The 18,592-nt window shown below is 62.8% G+C and carries 14 protein-coding genes, 1 tRNA gene and 1 pseudogene; 1 reads left to right on the top strand and 15 read right to left on the bottom strand.

The window, feature by feature from the left end; translation table 11 throughout:
- Positions 1 to 192: 192 nt before the first annotated feature.
- The 5 genes and pseudogenes from rpsJ to rpsL form a co-directional block, all read right to left on the bottom strand.
- Positions 193 to 504, bottom strand: coding sequence for a 30S ribosomal protein S10 (gene rpsJ / locus ACXRVZ_RS15860; protein ID WP_056194266.1), 312 nt, complete (start codon positions 502 to 504; stop codon positions 193 to 195).
- Between the two features lie 64 nt (positions 505 to 568).
- Positions 569 to 1,587: pseudogene (locus ACXRVZ_RS15855) on the bottom strand (elongation factor Tu).
- Positions 1,588 to 1,724: 137 nt separating this feature from the next.
- The gene (gene fusA / locus ACXRVZ_RS15850; protein WP_457427701.1) at positions 1,725 to 3,827 is read right to left on the bottom strand and encodes an elongation factor G; all 2,103 of its coding nucleotides are present in this window, start codon (positions 3,825 to 3,827) and stop codon (positions 1,725 to 1,727) included.
- 69 nt (positions 3,828 to 3,896) lie between these two features.
- Entirely contained in the window at positions 3,897 to 4,367 is a 471-nt protein-coding gene (rpsG, locus tag ACXRVZ_RS15845) for a 30S ribosomal protein S7 (protein ID WP_057297389.1), read from the bottom strand.
- Between the two features lie 148 nt (positions 4,368 to 4,515).
- Positions 4,516 to 4,890: a 30S ribosomal protein S12 gene (gene rpsL / locus ACXRVZ_RS15840; RefSeq protein WP_056265769.1), complete on the bottom strand. Its 375-nt coding sequence runs from the start codon at positions 4,888 to 4,890 to the stop codon at positions 4,516 to 4,518.
- 138 nt (positions 4,891 to 5,028) lie between these two features.
- Here rpsL and ACXRVZ_RS15835 point away from each other — a divergent pair, with 138 nt between their 5' ends.
- Positions 5,029 to 5,505, top strand: a complete 477-nt coding sequence (locus ACXRVZ_RS15835; protein WP_457427698.1) for a putative toxin-antitoxin system toxin component, PIN family — start codon at positions 5,029 to 5,031, stop codon at positions 5,503 to 5,505.
- Positions 5,506 to 5,561: 56 nt separating this feature from the next.
- Here the strand turns inward: ACXRVZ_RS15835 and rpoC are convergent, their stop codons facing one another.
- The 10 genes from rpoC to ACXRVZ_RS15785 all read right to left on the bottom strand — a co-directional run.
- Positions 5,562 to 9,770 (bottom strand): DNA-directed RNA polymerase subunit beta', encoded by a 4,209-nt coding sequence (gene rpoC / locus ACXRVZ_RS15830; protein WP_458232559.1) that lies wholly within the window; start codon positions 9,768 to 9,770, stop codon positions 5,562 to 5,564.
- 11 nt (positions 9,771 to 9,781) lie between these two features.
- Positions 9,782 to 13,903: a DNA-directed RNA polymerase subunit beta gene (gene rpoB, locus ACXRVZ_RS15825; protein WP_458232558.1), complete on the bottom strand. Its 4,122-nt coding sequence runs from the start codon at positions 13,901 to 13,903 to the stop codon at positions 9,782 to 9,784.
- Between the two features lie 345 nt (positions 13,904 to 14,248).
- Positions 14,249 to 14,629, bottom strand: coding sequence for a 50S ribosomal protein L7/L12 (gene rplL / locus ACXRVZ_RS15820; RefSeq protein WP_457427692.1), 381 nt, complete (start codon positions 14,627 to 14,629; stop codon positions 14,249 to 14,251).
- 62 nt (positions 14,630 to 14,691) lie between these two features.
- On the bottom strand, positions 14,692 to 15,228 hold the full coding sequence (gene rplJ / locus ACXRVZ_RS15815) for a 50S ribosomal protein L10 (protein ID WP_457427690.1): 537 nt from the start codon (positions 15,226 to 15,228) through the stop codon (positions 14,692 to 14,694).
- Between the two features lie 301 nt (positions 15,229 to 15,529).
- The gene (gene rplA / locus ACXRVZ_RS15810) at positions 15,530 to 16,240 is read right to left on the bottom strand and encodes a 50S ribosomal protein L1 (protein WP_457427688.1); all 711 of its coding nucleotides are present in this window, start codon (positions 16,238 to 16,240) and stop codon (positions 15,530 to 15,532) included.
- Between the two features lies 1 nt (position 16,241).
- Positions 16,242 to 16,679, bottom strand: coding sequence for a 50S ribosomal protein L11 (gene rplK / locus ACXRVZ_RS15805; RefSeq protein ID WP_056265790.1), 438 nt, complete (start codon positions 16,677 to 16,679; stop codon positions 16,242 to 16,244).
- Positions 16,680 to 16,886: 207 nt separating this feature from the next.
- Complete coding sequence (gene nusG, locus ACXRVZ_RS15800; protein ID WP_458232557.1) at positions 16,887 to 17,465, bottom strand: transcription termination/antitermination protein NusG; 579 nt, start codon at positions 17,463 to 17,465, stop codon at positions 16,887 to 16,889.
- 11 nt (positions 17,466 to 17,476) lie between these two features.
- Entirely contained in the window at positions 17,477 to 17,863 is a 387-nt protein-coding gene (secE, locus tag ACXRVZ_RS15795; RefSeq protein WP_457427683.1) for a preprotein translocase subunit SecE, read from the bottom strand.
- 156 nt (positions 17,864 to 18,019) lie between these two features.
- A tRNA-Trp gene (locus ACXRVZ_RS15790) sits at positions 18,020 to 18,095 on the bottom strand.
- Positions 18,096 to 18,110: 15 nt separating this feature from the next.
- Positions 18,111 to 18,592, bottom strand: a 482-nt coding sequence (locus ACXRVZ_RS15785; RefSeq protein WP_458232556.1) for an EF-Tu C-terminal domain-related protein, incomplete at its 5' end; no start/stop codon positions are given.

The raw sequence follows: 18,592 nt of genomic DNA, 5'->3' as shown, positions 1-18,592 counted from the left end.
RCTGACTTTGCTGCACGGCGTGAGCCGTGCGGCGCGAACCTGGACACGCGTGAGCGAGCCCAGAAAAGCTGGCGAGTATAGCGTGCGGGATAGCCCCAACGCAAGCGCTGCTCAAAGAAGCCCAAAAGACAAGGCCCCGGCCTGTCGAAACAGGGCCGGAGCCTTGGGGTCGCCAGCCCGAAGGCTTGCGAATTACTGCAGCTTGATTTCGACGTCGACGCCCGCGGGCAGGTCGAGCTTCATCAGCGCGTCCACCGTCTTGTCGGTCGGGTCGACGATGTCCATCAGGCGCTGGTGGGTGCGGATCTCGAACTGGTCGCGGCTCGTCTTGTTGACGTGAGGCGAACGCAGGATGTCGAAACGCTCCATGCGCGTCGGCAGGGGCACGGGGCCCTTGACGATGGCGCCGGTGCGCTTGGCGGTCTCGACGATCTCGAGGGCCGACTGGTCGATCAGCTTGTAATCAAACGCCTTCAGGCGGATGCGGATCTTTTGCTTTTGCATGGCGATTCCTTAAAGAGCAGGCTGGCAGCCGCGCGCAGGACGCGCGGCGCGAAGCAAAAGTTGATTACGCGAGGATCGTGGCAACGACGCCCGAGCCGACGGTACGACCGCCTTCACGGATGGCGAAGCGCAGGCCGGTTTCCATGGCGATCGGCGCGATCAGCTTCACGGTGATGCCGACGTTGTCGCCAGGCATGACCATTTCCTTGTCCTTCGGCAGCTCCACGGCACCGGTCACGTCCGTCGTGCGGAAGTAGAACTGGGGACGGTAGTTGTTGAAGAACGGTGTGTGGCGGCCGCCCTCTTCCTTGCTGAGGACGTAGATCTCAGCGGTGAAGTGGGTGTGCGGCTTGATGGAGCCGGGCTTGGCCAGCACTTGGCCRCGCTCGACGTCTTCACGCTTGGTGCCGCGCAGCAGGATGCCGACGTTGTCGCCYGCTTGACCTTGGTCSAGCAGCTTGCGGAACATTTCCACGCCGGTGACGATGGTCTTCTGCACGTCGCGGATGCCGACGATTTCGATTTCTTCGCCGACCTTGATGATGCCGCGCTCGACGCGACCGGTCACGACGGTGCCGCGGCCAGAGATCGAGAAGACGTCTTCAACCGGCAGCAGGAAGGCGCCGTCGATGGCACGGTCCGGCTGGGGGATGTAGTTGTCCAGCGCGTCAGCAAGACGCATGATGGCTTGCTCGCCCAGGTCGCCCGTGTCGCCTTCCAGCGCCAGCTTGGCCGAACCCTTGATGATGGGGGTGTCGTCGCCGGGGAAGTCGTACTTGGACAGGAGCTCGCGCACTTCCATTTCGACCAGCTCGAGCAGCTCGGCGTCGTCGAGGGGCAGTCAACGTGCGCGTAGTGGCGGTTGGCCGTCTCGTACTCGACGTGGGCCGTGTTGATCGTGATGCCGCGGGCCTTTTCTTCCGGTGCCGCGTCGATCTGGTCGTAGGCCTTGGCCTCGCCGCCGAACTTCTTGGACAGCACGGTCGCGATCGCTGCCGTCAGCGTCGTCTTGCCGTGGTCAACGTGACCGATCGTGCCCACATTGACGTGCGGCTTGGTCCGTTCAAACTTGCCTTTTGCCATTTTCTTGACTCCAGAGAAAGAGCATCGCCAGTCGGTTGGTTTTGCGTTTCCTCGCGGACCGGAAGTCCCTGGTGACTGGCAGCCCAGGGCGGTTCACGAGAAGACGGCGGCGCGGGATCAACTCCCGCGCCGGCTTATCACTTGCCTCGGGCCGTGATGATCGCGTCGGCCACGTTCTTCGGAGCTTCGCTGTAGTGCTTGAACTCCATCGTGTACGTGGCACGGCCTTGCGACATCGAGCGCAGGGTCGTCGAGTAGCCGAACATTTCCGACAGCGGGACTTCGGCCTTGATGGCCTTGCCGCCACCGACCATGTCGTCCATGCCCTGCACCATGCCGCGACGGCTGGACAGGTCGCCCATGACGTTGCCGGCGTAGTCTTCAGGCGTCTCGACTTCCACGGCCATCATCGGCTCCAGGATCACCGGCGAAGCCCTGCGGCAGCCTTCCTTGAAGCCCAGCGATGCTGCCATCTTGAACGCGTTTTCGTTCGAGTCCACGTCATGGTACGAACCGAAGGTCAGCGTGACCTTGACGTCAACGACCGGGAAGCCGGCCAGCACGCCGTTCGGCAGGGAGTCGATGACACCCTTTTCGACCGCGGGGATGTACTCGCGAGGAACCACACCGCCCTTGATGGCGTCGACGAACTCGAAGCCCTTGCCCGGCTCTTGCGGCTCGACGGTCAGCACGACGTGGCCGTACTGGCCCTTGCCGCCCGACTGGCGAACGAACTTGCCTTCGACGTCGGTAGCGGTCTTGCGGATGGTTTCGCGGTAGGCCACTTGCGGCTTGCCGACGTTGGCTTCCACGCCGAACTCGCGCTTCATGCGGTCGACGATGATTTCCAGGTGGAGCTCGCCCATGCCGGAGATGATGGTCTGGCCCGATTCTTCATCGGTGCGCAGGCGGAAGGACGGATCTTCCTTGGCCAGGCGGCCCAGGGCGATACCCATCTTTTCCTGGTCAGCCTTGGTCTTGGGCTCGACGGCCTGCGAGATCACGGGCTCGGGGAAGACCATCTTTTCCAGCGTGATGATGCTGTCGGGGTCGCACAGGGTTTCGCCCGTGGTGACGTCCTTCAGGCCCACGCAGGCGGCGATGTCGCCGGCCAGAATTTCCGAGATTTCTTCACGCTGGTTGGCGTGCATCTGCAGGATCCGGCCGATACGTTCCTTCTTGCCGCGGATCGGGTTGTAGACCGAGTCGCCGGACTTCAGCACGCCGGAGTAGACGCGCACGAAGGTCAGCTGACCGACGTAGGGGTCGGTCATCAGCTTGAAGGCCAGCGCAGCGAACTTCTCTTCGTCGATACGTTGGCGCACGACCGGCTGGTCGTCTTCGTCGGTGCCGGGCACCGGCGGGATGTCAGCCGGAGAGGGCATGAAATCGATGATGCCGTCGAGCATGCGCTGCACGCCCTTGTTCTTGAAGGCTGTGCCGCAGAACATCGGCTGGATTTCAGCGGCGATGGTGCGCTTGCGGATGGCCGAGACGATTTCCTCTTCGTCCAGATCACCGGACTCCAGGTACTTGTTCATCAGCTCTTCGCTGGATTCAGCGGCGGCTTCGATGAGGTTCTCGCGCCATTTGACGGCCTCGGCCTGCAGGTCAGCCGGAATCTCTTCGTAGTTGAACTTCATGCCTTGCGAGGCTTCGTCCCAAATGATCGCCTTCATCTTGATGAGGTCGATCACGCCGGTGAACTTGTCTTCGGCGCCGATGGGGATCACGACGGGCACAGGATTGGCCTTCAGGCGAAGCTTCATCTGGTCATAGACCTTGAAGAAGTTCGCGCCGGTGCGGTCCATCTTGTTGACGAACGCGAGGCGGGGCACCTTGTACTTGTTGGCCTGGCGCCAGACGGTTTCCGACTGGGGCTGCACGCCACCGACGGCGCAATAGACCATGCAGGCGCCGTCCAGCACGCGCATCGAGCGCTCGACTTCAATCGTGAAGTCGACGTGGCCGGGCGTGTCGATGATGTTGATGCGGTGCTCGGGGCGAGCCAGGTCCATGCCCTTCCAGAAGCAGGTCGTGGCAGCAGAGGTGATCGTGATGCCACGCTCTTGCTCTTGCTCCATCCAGTCCATCGTGGCGGCGCCGTCATGCACCTCGCCGATCTTGTGGTTCACGCCGGTGTAGAAAAGGATGCGCTCGGTCGTGGTGGTCTTGCCGGCATCGATGTGCGCGGAGATACCGATATTGCGGTAGCGCTCGATGGGGGTTTTGCGGGCCATGGTTTGCTCCAGAAGACAGGAGCCGCCAGCGGGTTGGTATAAACCCGAGGCGGCTGAAAGGCGGTGAGTTTAGAAGCGGAAGTGCGAGAAAGCCTTGTTGGCTTCAGCCATGCGGTGAACTTCGTCGCGCTTCTTCATCGCGCCGCCACGGCCTTCAGCGGCCTCCAGCAGTTCATTGGCCAGGCGTTGGGCCATCGACTTCTCACCGCGCTTGCGAGCGGATTCCTTCAACCAGCGCATGGCGAGAGCCATCCGGCGGACGGGGCGAACTTCCACGGGAACTTGGTAGTTCGCACCGCCGACGCGGCGGGACTTCACTTCGACCATTGGCTTCACGTTGTTCAGGGCGACCATGAACACTTCAAGCGGATCCTTGCCGATCTTCTTCTCGACCTGTTCGAGGGCACCGTAAATGATGCGCTCGGCGATGGCCTTCTTGCCCGATTCCATGATGACGTTCATGAACTTGGACAGATCGACGGAACCGAACTTGGGGTCCGGCAGGATTTCGCGTTTGGGTACTTCGCGACGACGTGGCATGGCACTCTTCCTTTTGCTTCAGTTGGAGACGGCTTTGTTGGCCTGACTCCGTTGGACAACCACCGACATCTGGGGTTATCCACTTACTCGACCGCGGAGGGTCGAAACAACGTTGGTCAGTCAGTGGCGACTGAACCGAACAAACGATTTACTTCTTCGGACGCTTCGCGCCGTACTTGGAACGCGACTGCTTGCGATCCTTGACGCCTTGCAGGTCGAGCGAGCCACGGACGATGTGGTAACGCACGCCGGGCAAGTCCTTCACGCGGCCGCCGCGAACCAGCACAACGCTGTGTTCTTGCAGGTTGTGGCCTTCGCCGCCGATGTAGGAAATGACTTCGAAGCCGTTGGTCAGGCGCACCTTGGCGACCTTACGCAGCGCCGAGTTCGGCTTCTTCGGAGTGGTGGTGTACACGCGCGTGCAGACGCCGCGGCGCTGCGGGCAGTTCTGCATCGCAGGCGACTTGGACTTGATGACCTCGGCCTCTCGACCGTGGCGCACCAGTTGATTGATGGTTGGCATTACGACTTGTTCCCGTTTGAAGTCTGTGAGCCTCCGCCAGAATTTGCACGCGCAGCGATGCGCCGGCCAAAAGGCGGAGAGCCGAGGATTGTAGACCGGCTGGGTTTACGGCACAAGAGCGGCGGTTAAGCTGCGCGAATGCCCCTCCCCTCCTCGCTGGACGGCTCCTCCGCCAGTCAGCCAACGGCCCCGTCGGACGCCCGGCCAGCCATCGTTGTCGACACCCAGGTCATCATGGACTGGCTGGTGTTCAACGACCCGCGCGTGCAGCCACTTGCCGCTGCGCTCAGTGCCGGCGGCCTGCGCTGGCTGGTGGCGCCGGCGATGCGCGACGAGATCCGCCACGTGCTCGGCCGCGGCGTCGCGGCGAGCTACTCGCCCGACCTGGCGCTGATCGAAGCCCGGTTCGACGCCCATTCAGAGCCCGCCGACGCGGCCGAGCCCTCCCCTCGTCTCGTCTGCCGGGACCCCGATGACCAGAAGTTCATCGACCTGGCCCTGGCCTGCGGCGCGCGCTGGCTGATCTCGCGCGACAAGGCTTTGCTGGCGCTGGCCAAACGCGCCAAGCCGCGCGGCCTGCTCATCCTGAAACCGGAACTTTGGACGCTGGAATGAAAAAGCCGCCCACGGCCTGAACCGGGGCGGCTTTGCAGGGCACGAGGCCCCGTGGTTTACTCAGCCGAGTGGTCGGCGTCCACGCCAGCCATCTGCGCGGCGGCCAGTTCCTCGGCCTCCTGCAGGGCAATCGAGCGGCGCTCGGCGTCATCCATGGCTTCCTTGGCGCGGCGAGCCGCGTGGAAGGCCATGCCGGTGCCTGCGGGGATCAGGCGGCCGACGATGACGTTTTCCTTCAGGCCACGCAAGTCGTCGCGCTTGCCCATGATGGCAGCCTCGGTGAGCACGCGGGTCGTTTCCTGGAAGGAAGCGGCCGAGATGAAGGAGTCCGTCGACAGCGAGGCCTTGGTGATGCCCAGCAGCACATCGGCATGGACGGCAATGAGCTTGCCTTCCTTGCGCATGCGGTCGTTGGTGTCCAGCAACTCCGAACGCTCGACCTGCTCGTTGAGGATGTAGGTCGTGTCGCCCGGGTTCGTGATGACCACGCGACGCAGCATCTGGCGAACGATCACCTCGATGTGCTTGTCGTTGATCTTCACGCCCTGGAGTCGGTAGACGTCCTGCACCTCGTCGACGATGTAGCGCGCCAGCTCCTCGATGCCCAGCAGGCGCAGGATGTCCTGCGGGTCCGCGGAGCCATCGACGATCAGTTCGCCCCGGTTCACCACCTGGCCTTCGTGCACCAGGATGTTCTTTTCCTTGGGCACGAGTTCCTCGTGGGCCTTGCCGTCCGGGTCGGTGATCTGCAGGCGGATCTTGCCCTTGGTCTCCTTGCCGAACGACACGGTACCGGTCTGCTCTGCGAGCACGCCGACGTCCTTGGGCGAGCGGGCTTCGAAGAGCTCGGCAACACGCGGCAGACCGCCGGTGATGTCGCGGGTCTTCTGGCCTTCGACCGGGATACGGGCGAGCACTTCACCGGGCAGCAGTTCCTGGCCGTCGCGGATCTGGACCAGCGAGCCGACCGGGAAGCCGATGGCTACCGAGTGGTCGGTGCCGGGGATCTTGACCTCGTGGCCTTGGGCATCCAGCAGCTTGACCTGCGGGCGGATGATCTTGGCAGCGCCGCGGCGCTTCGGGTCGATGACGACCAGGGTCGACAGACCGGTCACCTCGTCCACCTGCTTGGCGACGGTCACGCCTTCCTCGACGTTCTCGAAACGAGCCTGACCGGCGAATTCCGTGATGATCGGGCGGGTCAGCGGATCCCAGTTCGCGAGCACCAGGCCGGCCTTGATGACCTGGCTGGCCTTGATGTTCAGGATCGCGCCGTAAGGCACCTTGTGACGCTCGCGCTCGCGGCCGTGCGGGTCGGAGATGACGATCTCGCCGGAGCGGGAAATCACCACCAGGTCGCCCTTGCCGTTGGTGACGTAACGCATCGTGGCGTTGAAGCCGATGATGCCGTCCGACTTGGCTTCGACACTGGAAGCAACCGCCGCACGCGACGCGGCACCGCCGATGTGGAAAGTCCGCATCGTCAGCTGCGTGCCCGGTTCACCGATGGATTGCGCGGCGATGACGCCGACAGCCTCACCGACGTTCACTTGGCCGCCGCGGCCGAGGTCGCGACCGTAGCACTTGGCGCACAGGCCGAAGCGCGTGGCGCAGGTCAGCGGCGTGCGGACCTTGATCTCGTCGACACCAGCGGCTTCCAGCACGTCGAGCGTGTCTTCGTCCAGCATGTGGCTGGCGCCCAGCAGCGAAGCCTGGGTCTCGGGGTGCACGACATCGATGGCGGTGACGCGGCCGAGGACGCGGTCACGCAGCGATTCGATGACTTCACCACCTTCGACCAGCGCGCGCATCGCCATGCCGTTGTCGGTGCCGCAGTCGTCTTCGATGACCACCAGATCCTGGGTCACGTCGACCAGACGACGCGTCAGGTAGCCGGAGTTCGCGGTCTTCAGCGCCGTATCCGCCAGGCCCTTACGAGCACCGTGGGTGGAGATGAAGTACTGCAGAACGTTCAGGCCTTCACGGAAGTTCGCCGTGATGGGGGTCTCGATGATGGAGCCGTCAGGCTTGGCCATCAGGCCGCGCATGCCGGCCAGCTGGCGGATCTGGGCCGCGCTACCGCGAGCACCCGAGTCGGCCATCATGTAGATCGAGTTGAAGGACTCCTGGACCACTTCCTTGCCGTGGCGGTCGATGGTCTTCTCGACCTTCAGGTGGTCCATCATCTTCTTGCCGATTTCGTCACCGGCCTTGCCCCAGATGTCGACGACCTTGTTGTAGCGCTCGCCAGACGTCACGAGACCCGAGACGTACTGCTGCTCGATCTCCTTGACTTCCTTCTCAGCGCGCTCGATGACCGTGTGCTTTTCCTTCGGGACCAGCATGTCGTCGATGGCGATCGAGATGCCGGCGCGCGTGGCGAGCTTGAAGCCGCTTTGCAGCAGCTTGTCGGCCAGCACGACGGTTTCCTTCAGACCGCACTTGCGGAAGGAGGTGTTGATCAGCTTGCTGATTTCCTTCTTCTTGAGTGCCTTGTTGATGTTCGAGAACGGCAGGCCCTTGGGCAGGATCTCGGACAGCAGCGCACGGCCGACGGTGGTGTCGGTCAGCTTGGTCTCGGCCACCCACTCATCGCCCTGCTTGACGTATTCCGTCAGGCGAACGCTGATCTTGGCGGTGATCTCGACGGCGCCGTTTTCCAGCGCGCGGATCATCTCGGGGATGTCCGAGAAGATCAGGCCCTCGCCCTTGCCGTTGATGCGCTCGCGGGTCGCGTAGTACAGACCCAGCACCACGTCTTGCGACGGGACGATCGATGGTTCGCCGGAGGCCGGGAACAGCACGTTGTTGGAGGCCAGCATCAGCGTGCGGGCTTCCATCTGCGCTTCGATCGACAGCGGCACGTGAACGGCCATCTGGTCACCGTCGAAGTCGGCGTTGAATGCCGAGCAGACGAGCGGGTGCAGTTGGATGGCCTTGCCTTCGATCAGCACGGGCTCGAAAGCCTGGATGCCGAGGCGGTGCAGCGTCGGGGCGCGGTTCAGCAGGACCGGGTGCTCCTTGATGACTTCTTCAAGGATGTCCCAGACCACCGGCGTGCCGGATTCGACTTCCTTCTTCGCGGCCTTGATCGTCGTCGCGATGCCCATGGCTTCGAGACGGCTGAAGATGAAGGGCTTGAAGAGTTCGAGCGCCATCAGCTTGGGCAGGCCGCACTGGTGCAGCTTGAGCGTCGGGCCCACCACGATGACCGAACGGCCCGAGTAGTCGACGCGCTTGCCCAGCAAGTTCTGACGGAAGCGACCGCTCTTGCCCTTGATCATGTCGGCCAGCGACTTGAGGGCGCGCTTGTTCGCACCGGTCATCGCCTTGCCGCGGCGGCCGTTGTCCAGCAGCGAGTCGACGGCTTCCTGCAACATGCGCTTTTCATTGCGCACGATGATTTCAGGAGCCTTCAGCTCGAGCAGACGGGCCAGGCGGTTGTTGCGGTTGATGACGCGACGGTAGAGGTCGTTCAGATCAGACGTGGCGAAGCGGCCGCCGTCCAGCGGCACCAGCGGACGCAGGTCCGGCGGCAACACGGGCAGCACATCCAGCACCATCCAGTTCGGCTTGATGCCGGACTTCTTGAAGGCCTCCATGACCTTCAGGCGCTTGGAGTTCTTCTTGACCTTGAGCTCCGAGCCGGTCATGTCGTTGCGCAGGCGGTCGATCTCGACGTCGAGATCCATTTCCTGCAGCAGGTTCTTGATGCCCTCGGCGCCCATCAGCGCGATGAATTCGTCGCCGAATTCGATGCGCTTCGCGTCGTAGTCGTCCTCGGTCATGATCGCGAACTTCTTCAGCGGCGTCATGCCCGGGTCGACGACCACATACGCTTCGAAGTACAGCACGCGTTCGATGTCGCGCAGCGTCATGTCGAGCACCAGGCCCAGACGCGACGGCAGGCTCTTCAGGAACCAGATGTGCGCGCACGGCGCGGCCAGGTCGATGTGGCCCATGCGGTCACGGCGGACCTTGGTCTGGGTGACTTCAACGCCGCACTTCTCGCAAATGACGCCACGGTGCTTCAGGCGCTTGTACTTGCCGCACAGGCACTCGTAGTCCTTGATCGGGCCAAAGATCTTGGCGCAGAACAGACCGTCGCGCTCGGGCTTGAAGGTGCGGTAGTTGATGGTCTCGGGCTTCTTCACCTCGCCGAACGACCAGCTGCGGATCTTCTCCGGGGAAGCCAGGCCGATCTGGATGGCATCGAAATGCTCATCGGGGGTGAATTGCTTGAATAGGTCGAGTAGTCCCTTCATGCATCTGCTCCTTAGTTCTTGACCAGTTCAATGTCGATGCCAAGGGAACGGATTTCCTTGACCAGCACATTGAACGATTCCGGCATGCCGGCTTCGATGGCGTGTTCGCCCTTGACGATGGACTCGTACACCTTGGTGCGGCCGTTCACGTCGTCGGACTTGACCGTCAGCATTTCCTGGAGGATGTACGACGCGCCATAGGCTTCCAGCGCCCAGACTTCCATTTCGCCGAAACGCTGGCCGCCGAACTGCGCCTTGCCGCCCAGCGGTTGCTGCGTGACGAGGGAGTACGGGCCGGTCGAGCGGGCGTGCATCTTGTCGTCCACCAAGTGGTGCAACTTCAGCACGTGCATATAGCCCACGGTGACCGGGCGCTCGAACTGCTCGCCGGTGCGGCCGTCGCACAGCCAGGCTTGCGTCCGGGTGGACGTCAGGCCCTTCTTGGCGGCGATGTCGTCCGGGTAGGCCAGCTTCAGCATGCCGCGGATTTCTTCTTCCTTGGCACCGTCGAACACCGGCGTCGCGAAGGGCACGCCCTTCGAGAGGTTGGCGGCCATCTCCAGCACTTCGTCGTCCGTCAGGTCTTCGATGCGCTCGGTCTTGCCACCGCTCTGGTTGTAGAGCTGGTCGAACAGCTTGCGCAGTTCGGCCACCTTGGTGTGCTGCTGCAGCATGTCGCCGATGCGCTGGCCGATGCCCTTGCCGGCCCAGCCCAGATGGACTTCCAGCACCTGGCCCACGTTCATCCGCGACGGGACGCCCAGCGGGTTCAGCACGATGTCGGCAGGCGTGCCGTCGGCCATGTAGGGCATGTCTTCGATCGGGGTGACCTTGGACACAACACCCTTGTTGCCGTGACGGCCGGCCATCTTGTCGCCAGGCTGCAGGCGACGCTTGACGGCCAGGTAGACCTTGACCATCTTCAGCACGCCGGCGGGCAGCTCGTCGCCCTGCGTCAGCTTCTTGCGCTTTTCTTCAAAAGCCAGGTCAAAGCTGTGGCGGGTCTGGTCGAGCGAGTTCTTGATCGACTCGAGCTGGTTGGCGACGTCTTCCTCGGCCGGACGGATGTCGAACCAGTGGAAGCGCTCGACCGAGGCAAGGTAGTCCTTGTCGATGGCCGTGCCCTTGGCGATCTTCTGCGGGCCGCCGTTGGCGAGCTTGCCGACAAGCAGCTTCTCGATACGGTCGAAGGCGTCGCTTTCGACGATGCGCAGCTGGTCGTTCAGGTCCAGGCGGTAGCGCTTGAGCTCGTCGTCGATGATCTGCTGGGCGCGCTTGTCGCGCTGGATGCCTTCACGGGTGAAGACCTGCACGTCGATGACGGTGCCGCTGGTGCCTTGGTCGACACGCAGCGACGTGTCCTTCACGTCCGAAGCCTTCTCGCCAAAGATGGCGCGCAGCAGCTTCTCTTCCGGCGTCAGCGTCGTCTCGCCCTTGGGCGTGACCTTGCCGACCAGCACGTCGCCCGGGTTCACCTCGGCACCGACGTAGACGATGCCCGACTCGTCCAGACGGCCGAGTTGTTGCTCCGACAGGTTCGGGATGTCGCGGGTGATTTCCTCGGCGCCCAGCTTGGTGTCACGCGCGTTGACCACCAGTTCCTCGATGTGGATCGAGGTGTAGCGGTCTTCGGCGATGACGCGTTCCGAGATCAGGATCGAGTCTTCGAAGTTGTAGCCGTTCCAGGGCATGAACGCGACCAGCATGTTCTGGCCCAGGGCCAGCTCACCGATGTCGGTAGACGCGCCGTCGGCAATGATGTCCTCGGCCGCCACCTTGTCGCCACGCTTGACGATGGGACGCTGGTGGATGTTCGTGTTCTGGTTGGAACGCTGGTACTTGATCAGGTTGTAGATGTCGACGCCGACTTCACCGGCCACCGTTTCGTTGTCGTTCACACGAATGACGATGCGGTTGGTGTCGACGTAGTCGACCACGCCGCCACGGCGAGCCGCGACCACGGTGCCCGAGTCCTTCGCCGCCACACGCTCAACGCCCGTGCCCACAAGAGCCTTCTCGGGGCGCAGCACCGGCACGGCCTGACGCTGCATGTTGGCGCCCATCAGCGCGCGGTTTGCATCGTCGTGCTCCAGGAAGGGCACGAGCGAGGCAGCCACCGACACGATCTGCGTCGGCGCCACGTCCATGTACTGGATGCGTTCCGGCTGCGTCAGCACCGACTCGCCGTTCTCACGGGCCGAGACCAGCTCGTCCGTCAGTTCGCCGGTCGTGCTCAGCGTCGCATTCGCCTGGGCGATGACGTACTTGCCTTCCTCGATGGCGGACAGGTAGTCGATCTGGTCCGTCACCTTGCCGTCGACGACGCGGCGGTAAGGCGTTTCCAGGAAGCCGTACTCGTTGAGCTGAGCAAACAGCGCCAGCGAGTTGATCAGGCCGATGTTCGGGCCTTCCGGCGTTTCAATCGGGCAGACGCGGCCGTAGTGGGTCGGGTGCACGTCGCGGACTTCGAAGCCGGCGCGCTCGCGGGTCAAGCCACCCGGGCCAAGAGCCGAGACGCGACGCTTGTGCGTGATCTCGGACAGCGGGTTGGTCTGATCCATGAACTGCGAGAGCTGGCTCGCACCGAAGAACTCCTTCAACGCGGCCGAGATCGGCTTGCTGTTGATGAGGTCGTGCGGCATCAGGGCTTCGGTCTCGGCCTGGCCCAGACGTTCCTTGACGGCCTTCTCGATGCGGGCGAGGCCCGAGCGGTACTGGTTTTCGGCCAGTTCGCCCACGCAACGCACGCGACGGTTGCCCAGGTGGTCGATGTCGTCCACTTCGCCGCGGCCATTGCGCAGCTCAACGAGGATCTTGACGACGTCAAGGATGTCCTCGTTGGACAGGTTCATGTTGCCTTCGGGCGTATCACGGCCGACACGCGCGTTGAACTTCATGCGGCCGACACGGCTCAGGTCATACGTGTCGGTGCTGTAGAACAGGCGGTTGAACAGCGCTTCGACAGCATCTTCCGTCGGCGGCTCGCCGGGGCGCATCATGCGGTAGATGGCGACGCGGGCAGCCAGTTGCGTCTCGGTCTCGTCAGAGGCCAAGGTTTGGCTGATGTAAGCGCCTTCGTCCAGCTCGTTCGTGAACAGCGCCTGGACTTCCTTGATGCCGGCCTGGCGCAGCTTCTTCAGCAGCGCTTCGGTCAGCTCGTCATTGGCCTTGGCAATGATCTCGCCGGTGTCGGCGTCGATCATGTTCTTGGCCAGCAGGCGACCGATCAGGAAGTCTTCCGGCACCGAGATGTGCTGCGTACCGGATTGCTCCAGCTGGCGCGCGTGACGGGCCGTGATGCGCTTGTCCTTCTCGACGATGACGGCACCCGACTTGTCAACGATGTCGAAACGGGCGACTTCCCCCTTCAGGCGGTCGGCGACGAATTCGAGCTGCGCGCCGACGTCCATCAGGCGGAAGTTGTCGAAGACGAAGAAGTGGGCCAGGATCTGCTCGGGGTTCAGGCCGATGGCCTTGAGCAGGATGGTGACCGGCATCTTGCGGCGGCGGTCGACGCGGAAGTACAGGATGTCCTTCGGGTCGAACTCGAAGTCCAGCCAGGAACCGCGGTAGGGAATGATGCGGGCGCTGAACAGCAACTTGCCCGACGAGTGCGTCTTGCCCTTGTCGTGCTCGAAGAACACGCCCGGCGAACGGTGCAACTGCGACACGATGACGCGCTCGGTACCGTTGACGATGAAGGAGCCGTAGTCGGTCATCAGGGGCACTTCGCCCATGTAGACCTCTTGCTCCTTGATTTCCTTGACCGTCTTCGCCTGGGGCGACTCACGGTCATAGATGATCATCTGCAGGCGCGCGCGCACGGCGGCCGCATAGGTCAAACCCCGTTGCTGGCACTCGCGCGTGTCGAACGGCGGCTTGGCGATGTTGAACTCGAGGAACTTCATCTCGACGAAACCGTTGTGCGAAACAATCGGGAACGCCGAGAGGAAAGCCGCCTGAAGCCCTTCGGGCTTGCGTTTGGCGGCGGGCACGTCCTTTTGCAGGAAGGCCACGTAGCTGTCCTTCTGCATCGTGAGCAGATAGGGAACGTTGAGAACGCTCTCGCGCTTGCCGAAGCTCTTGCGGATCCGCTTGCGCTCGGTGTAGCTGTAGGGGGTTGCTTGCGCCATAAACACTCCGTGTCGAGCTCACCCCTGGCCGTGGGGCGAGCCGCGTCGGCGACTGGCTGGCTCACCGCCCAGAACGGACGGCTACCTAGCTTGGTGGTTGGCCACTACCAACCGCTGGCGGACAACTTTGGCCCCGCAACAAGGGCTGACCAAAGTCCGACCAAACTGGTTCTCTGCAGTCGGATCAGAGAACACTTGAAAGAACTGCGCATCATACTGCGCCGAGTGCTTTCAGCTGTTCTCAAGCAGGATTAACCCGGAAAGACGAAAAAGGGGAAGCCTGAGAGGCAACCCCTTTTCTAGTCAGTGGGGTCGGAGCTGCTTCGCAGGTCCAACCCCAAATCTTTACTTCAGTTCTGCCTTGGCGCCGGCTTCCACCAGCTTCTTGACAGCGGCTTCGCCGTCGGCCTTGGCCACGGCTTCCTTGACGTTCTTCGGAGCGCCGTCGACCAGGTCCTTGGCTTCCTTGAGGCCCAGGCCGGTGATTTCGCGAACGGCCTTGATGACCTGAACCTTCTGGGCGCCGGCTTCGAGCAGCACGACGTTGAATTCGGTCTTCTCTTCAACAACAGCAGCAGCAGCACCGCCGCCACCGCCGCCGCCGGCAGCAGCCATCGAAGCGGCGGACACGCCGAACTTCTCTTCAATTGCCTTGACCAGATCGTTCAGTTCCAGAACGGTCATGCTGTCCAGAGCCGACAGGAAAGCGTCTTTATCGAATGCCATGATTAATTTCCTTAAAACAGATTGATTGCGCGTGACTTGACGTTAGGCGCGTAGTTCGTCGATCAGGCCGCAGCCGGGGCTTCTTCGGCAACAGCTTCCGTGGAAGCGGCGCCTTCGCCACGCTTTGCAGCCAGGGCAGCCAGCACGGCCGCGGTGCGTTGCACCGGCGACAGCAGCAGGCCAGCGATTTGCGACAGCAGCACTTCTCGGCTCGGGACCGAGGCCAGCGCTTTCACGCCGGCAACGTCCAGAGCCTTGCCGCCATACGCGCCGCCCTTGATGACGAGCTTGTCGTTGGTCTTGGCAAAGTCAGCGATGACTTTGGCAGCCGCGACAGCGTCTTCGGAAAAGCCGTAGATCAGCGGACCGACCATGCTCTCCGCAGCAGCTTCGAACGGGGTGCCGGCAACAGCACGACGCGCCAGGGTGTTCTTCAGCACGTGAAGATACACACCCTGGGCACGCGCGGTGATGCGCAGCTTGTTCAAGGCTTCCACGGTGAGGCCACGGTACTCGGCCAACGCCAGCGTCTGCGACTTGGCAGCTTGCGCTGCGACGTCGGAGACAACGACTGCCTTCTCGTTGCGATTGAGACTCAAGGTCTACTCCTCACATTTGCTCTCTCGGCCTTGCGGCTTAGGGAGCGCCAGGGAATTAGCGACCATCTGTCAGGAAACCCGCCCCGATGGCTCGGGACGGCAAACCCTTCAGCGGGACCGCCATCTGCGTTGGTTCTCGCCTCAATTGCTTGAGAACAGAGATTTAAGGGGTCTCCACCAACGGTCTTGGATGACGCGCCGCTCCGGCGAACCGGAACGACGCCCCACCAATCTTGTTGCCCGGAGCCAGACTCGCTCCGAGCAGATTCAGTGCGCCAGGCCATGAAGGCCCGGCCGCTCGTCAGGCCGCGTTGGCCTGAGCGTTGATCGACGCGATTTCGACGCGGGCGCCGACGCCCATCGTCGAAGAGATGGCGACCTTGCGCAGGTAGATGCCCTTGCTCGACGCCGGCTTGCTCTTGTTCAGAGCTTCGATCAGCGCGCGCAGGTTGCCTTCCAGCTTGTCGGTGTCGAACGAGCGACGGCCGAGGGTGCCATGGATGATGCCGGCCTTGTCGACGCGGAACTGGACCTGGCCAGCCTTGGCGTTGCGAACGGCGGTGGCGACGTCCGGGGTCACGGTGCCGACCTTGGGGTTAGGCATCAGGCCGCGCGGGCCTAGGATCTGACCCAGGGTACCTACGACACGCATCGTGTCCGGCGAGGCAATGACCACATCGAAGGGCATGTCGCCCGCCTTGACGCGCTCGGCCAGGTCTTCCATGCCGACGACGTCGGCACCAGCGGCACGGGCTTCGTCAGCCTTGGCGCCTTGGGCGAAGACGGCGACGCGCTTGGTCTTGCCGGTGCCGTTGGGCATCACGACGGCGCCACGAACGACTTGGTCCGACTTCTTGGCATCGATGCCAAGCTGCACGGCGACGTCGATGGACTCATCGAACTTGGCGGAGGCCAGGCTCTTGACCAGGTCCAGGGCTTCGGTCAGGCCGTACAGCTTGGTCGACTCGACCTTGCCAGCCAGCGCCTTTTGCTTCTTGGTGAGCTTGGCCATGTCAGACCCCTTCCACGATGATGCCCATCGAGCGGGCGGAGCCGGCGATGGTCTTGACTGCGGCGTCCATGCTGGCGGCCGTCAGGTCCTTGGTCTTGATCGTTGCGATCTCTTCCAACTGGGCGCGGGTCAGCTTGCCGACCTTGTCCAGATGGGGGCGCTGCGAGCCCTTTTCGATCTTGGCGGCCTTCTTGATCAGCACGGTCGCCGGGGGCGACTTGATGACGAAGGTGAAGCTCTTGTCTGCGAACGCGGTGATGACCACCGGCAGCTTCATGCCCGGCTCGAAGCCAGCGCCCGAAGTCTGGGCGTTGAACGCCTTGCAGAATTCCATGATGTTCAGGCCACGCTGACCCAGCGCGGGACCGACCGGCGGCGAGGGGTTAGCCTTGCCTGCCGCGACTTGCAGCTTGATGAAGCCGACAATTTTCTTTGCCATATTTCTCTCCAATCAGTGCCCTGGCGGCAAAGCCATGACACCTGAGTGCTAACGCAAAGGACTGGTTACCTTTGCTCCTCTTGTCCGCATCTCGTTGCGGACTGACTACGGGCCGACGTGAGGGACGCCGACCAAACCCGCGATTCTATTTGGACCTTCTGCCTTCGGGCCGGCGGCCCTCCGGCGAAAGGTCTAAAGACTGCGTCTTTAGACCTTTTCGACCTGCGAGAAGTCGAGCTCCACCGGCGTTGCGCGGCCGAAGATCGTGACCGACACACGCACCTTGGACTTGTCGTAGTTGACTTCCTCGACCGAACCATTGAAGTCGGTGAAGGGGCCTTCCTTGACGCGCACGACCTCGCCGACCGTCCACTCGACCTTGGGCCGGGGCTTCTCGACGCCGTCCTTCATCTGGTTGACGATCTTCATGACCTCGGCTTCCGAGATCGGCGCCGGGCGGTTCTTGGCGCCACCGACGAAACCCGTCACCTTGGACGTGTGCTTCACCAGGTGCCAGGACTCGTCGTCCATAGCCATCTCGACCAGCACATAGCCCGGGAAGAAGCGGCGCTCGGTGACGGCCTTCTTGCCGTTCTTCAGCTCGACGACTTCTTCGGTCGGCACCAGGATGCGACCGAACTTGTCCTGCATGCCGGCGCGGTCGATGCGTTCACGCAGATTGCGCTCGACGGCCTTTTCCATACCCGAGTAGGCGTGGACGACATACCAGCGCTTGGGCAGACCCGCAGGCGCCTCGGCGGTTACGACGTTTTGCTCTTCGCTCATCTCGTTCCTTTTCAGCGCTTCCAGCCCAGGATCAGGTCGTACAGCACCCACTCCAGCGTCTTGTCCGTCAGCCACAGGAACAGTGCCATGACGACGACGAAGGCAAACACGTAGGCAGTCATCTGCCGTGCTTCCTTGTGCGAGGGCCACACCACCTTCTTGACTTCACGCACTGAATCACGGCCATAGGCGATCAGCGCCTTGCCATGCTCGGACGTGAAGAAGGCCGCCACACCGGCGGCCAACAGCACGATCAGCGAGACCCACTGCACCCAGGGGCCTTGCTTGGACAAGCCGTAATAAGCCACCAGTGCGCCGACCAGCAACAGCACCGCAGCGGCCAACTTGGCCTTGTCGGCGCCGGTGGTCACCGTCTCGACTTGGGGAGGATTCGCCATCAATTCACTTTCACATGCCACCTGGAATTCAAGATTCCTGGCGGTTATTCAGACACTGCGTTTGGCTTGTCGCCATCAGCAGCAAGGCCCGCCGAGATCGCTCTCGCGGGCCGATGCTTGTTACCGGGAAAACCAACCGTCGTGATCAGCGACTGTTGGCAGGGGCAGAGGGTCTCGAACCCCCGACCTTCGGTTTTGGAGACCGACGCTCTGCCAATTGAGCTATGCCCCTGCGGCCTAAAACTACTTACGCGAGGATCGTGGCGACGACACCCGAGCCGACGGTACGACCGCCTTCACGGATGGCGAAACGCAGGCCGGTTTCCATGGCGATCGGCGCGATCAGCTTCACGGTGATGCCGACGTTGTCGCCAGGCATGACCATTTCCTTGTCCTTCGGCAGCTCCACGGCACCGGTCACGTCCGTCGTGCGGAAGTAGAACTGGGGACGGTAGTTGTTGAAGAACGGCGTGTGGCGGCCGCCCTCTTCCTTGGACAGAACATAGATTTCTGCCGTGAAGTGGGTGTGGGGCTTGATGGAGCCGGGCTTGGCCAGCACTTGGCCGCGCTCGACGTCTTCACGCTTGGTGCCGCGCAGCAGGATGCCGACGTTGTCGCCCGCTTGACCTTGGTCCAGCAGCTTGCGGAACATTTCCACGCCGGTGACGATGGTCTTCTGCATGTCGCGGACTGTMTCTWATACACATCTCCGAGCCCACGAGACCCGTT

It is taken from the genome of Roseateles sp. P5_E8 (assembly GCF_054177665.1).
This window is presented reverse-complemented; position numbering and strand designations above follow the sequence as displayed.

Coding starts and splice junctions, on each gene's coding strand:
- rplK (WP_056265790.1), bottom strand. CDS start 16,679: ATGGCAAAGAAAATTGTCGGCTTCATCAAGCTGCAAGTCGCGGCAGGC.
- fusA (WP_457427701.1), bottom strand. CDS start 3,827: ATGGCCCGCAAAACCCCCATCGAGCGCTACCGCAATATCGGTATCTCC.
- rpsJ (WP_056194266.1), bottom strand. CDS start 504: ATGCAAAAGCAAAAGATCCGCATCCGCCTGAAGGCGTTTGATTACAAG.
- rpsG (WP_057297389.1), bottom strand. CDS start 4,367: ATGCCACGTCGTCGCGAAGTACCCAAACGCGAAATCCTGCCGGACCCC.
- rpoC (WP_458232559.1), bottom strand. CDS start 9,770: ATGAAGGGACTACTCGACCTATTCAAGCAATTCACCCCCGATGAGCAT.
- rplL (WP_457427692.1), bottom strand. CDS start 14,629: ATGGCATTCGATAAAGACGCTTTCCTGTCGGCTCTGGACAGCATGACC.
- secE (WP_457427683.1), bottom strand. CDS start 17,863: ATGGCGAATCCTCCCCAAGTCGAGACGGTGACCACCGGCGCCGACAAG.
- rpsL (WP_056265769.1), bottom strand. CDS start 4,890: ATGCCAACCATCAATCAACTGGTGCGCCACGGTCGAGAGGCCGAGGTC.
- rpoB (WP_458232558.1), bottom strand. CDS start 13,903: ATGGCGCAAGCAACCCCCTACAGCTACACCGAGCGCAAGCGGATCCGC.
- ACXRVZ_RS15835 (WP_457427698.1), top strand. CDS start 5,029: ATGCCCCTCCCCTCCTCGCTGGACGGCTCCTCCGCCAGTCAGCCAACG.
- rplA (WP_457427688.1), bottom strand. CDS start 16,240: ATGGCCAAGCTCACCAAGAAGCAAAAGGCGCTGGCTGGCAAGGTCGAG.
- nusG (WP_458232557.1), bottom strand. CDS start 17,465: ATGAGCGAAGAGCAAAACGTCGTAACCGCCGAGGCGCCTGCGGGTCTG.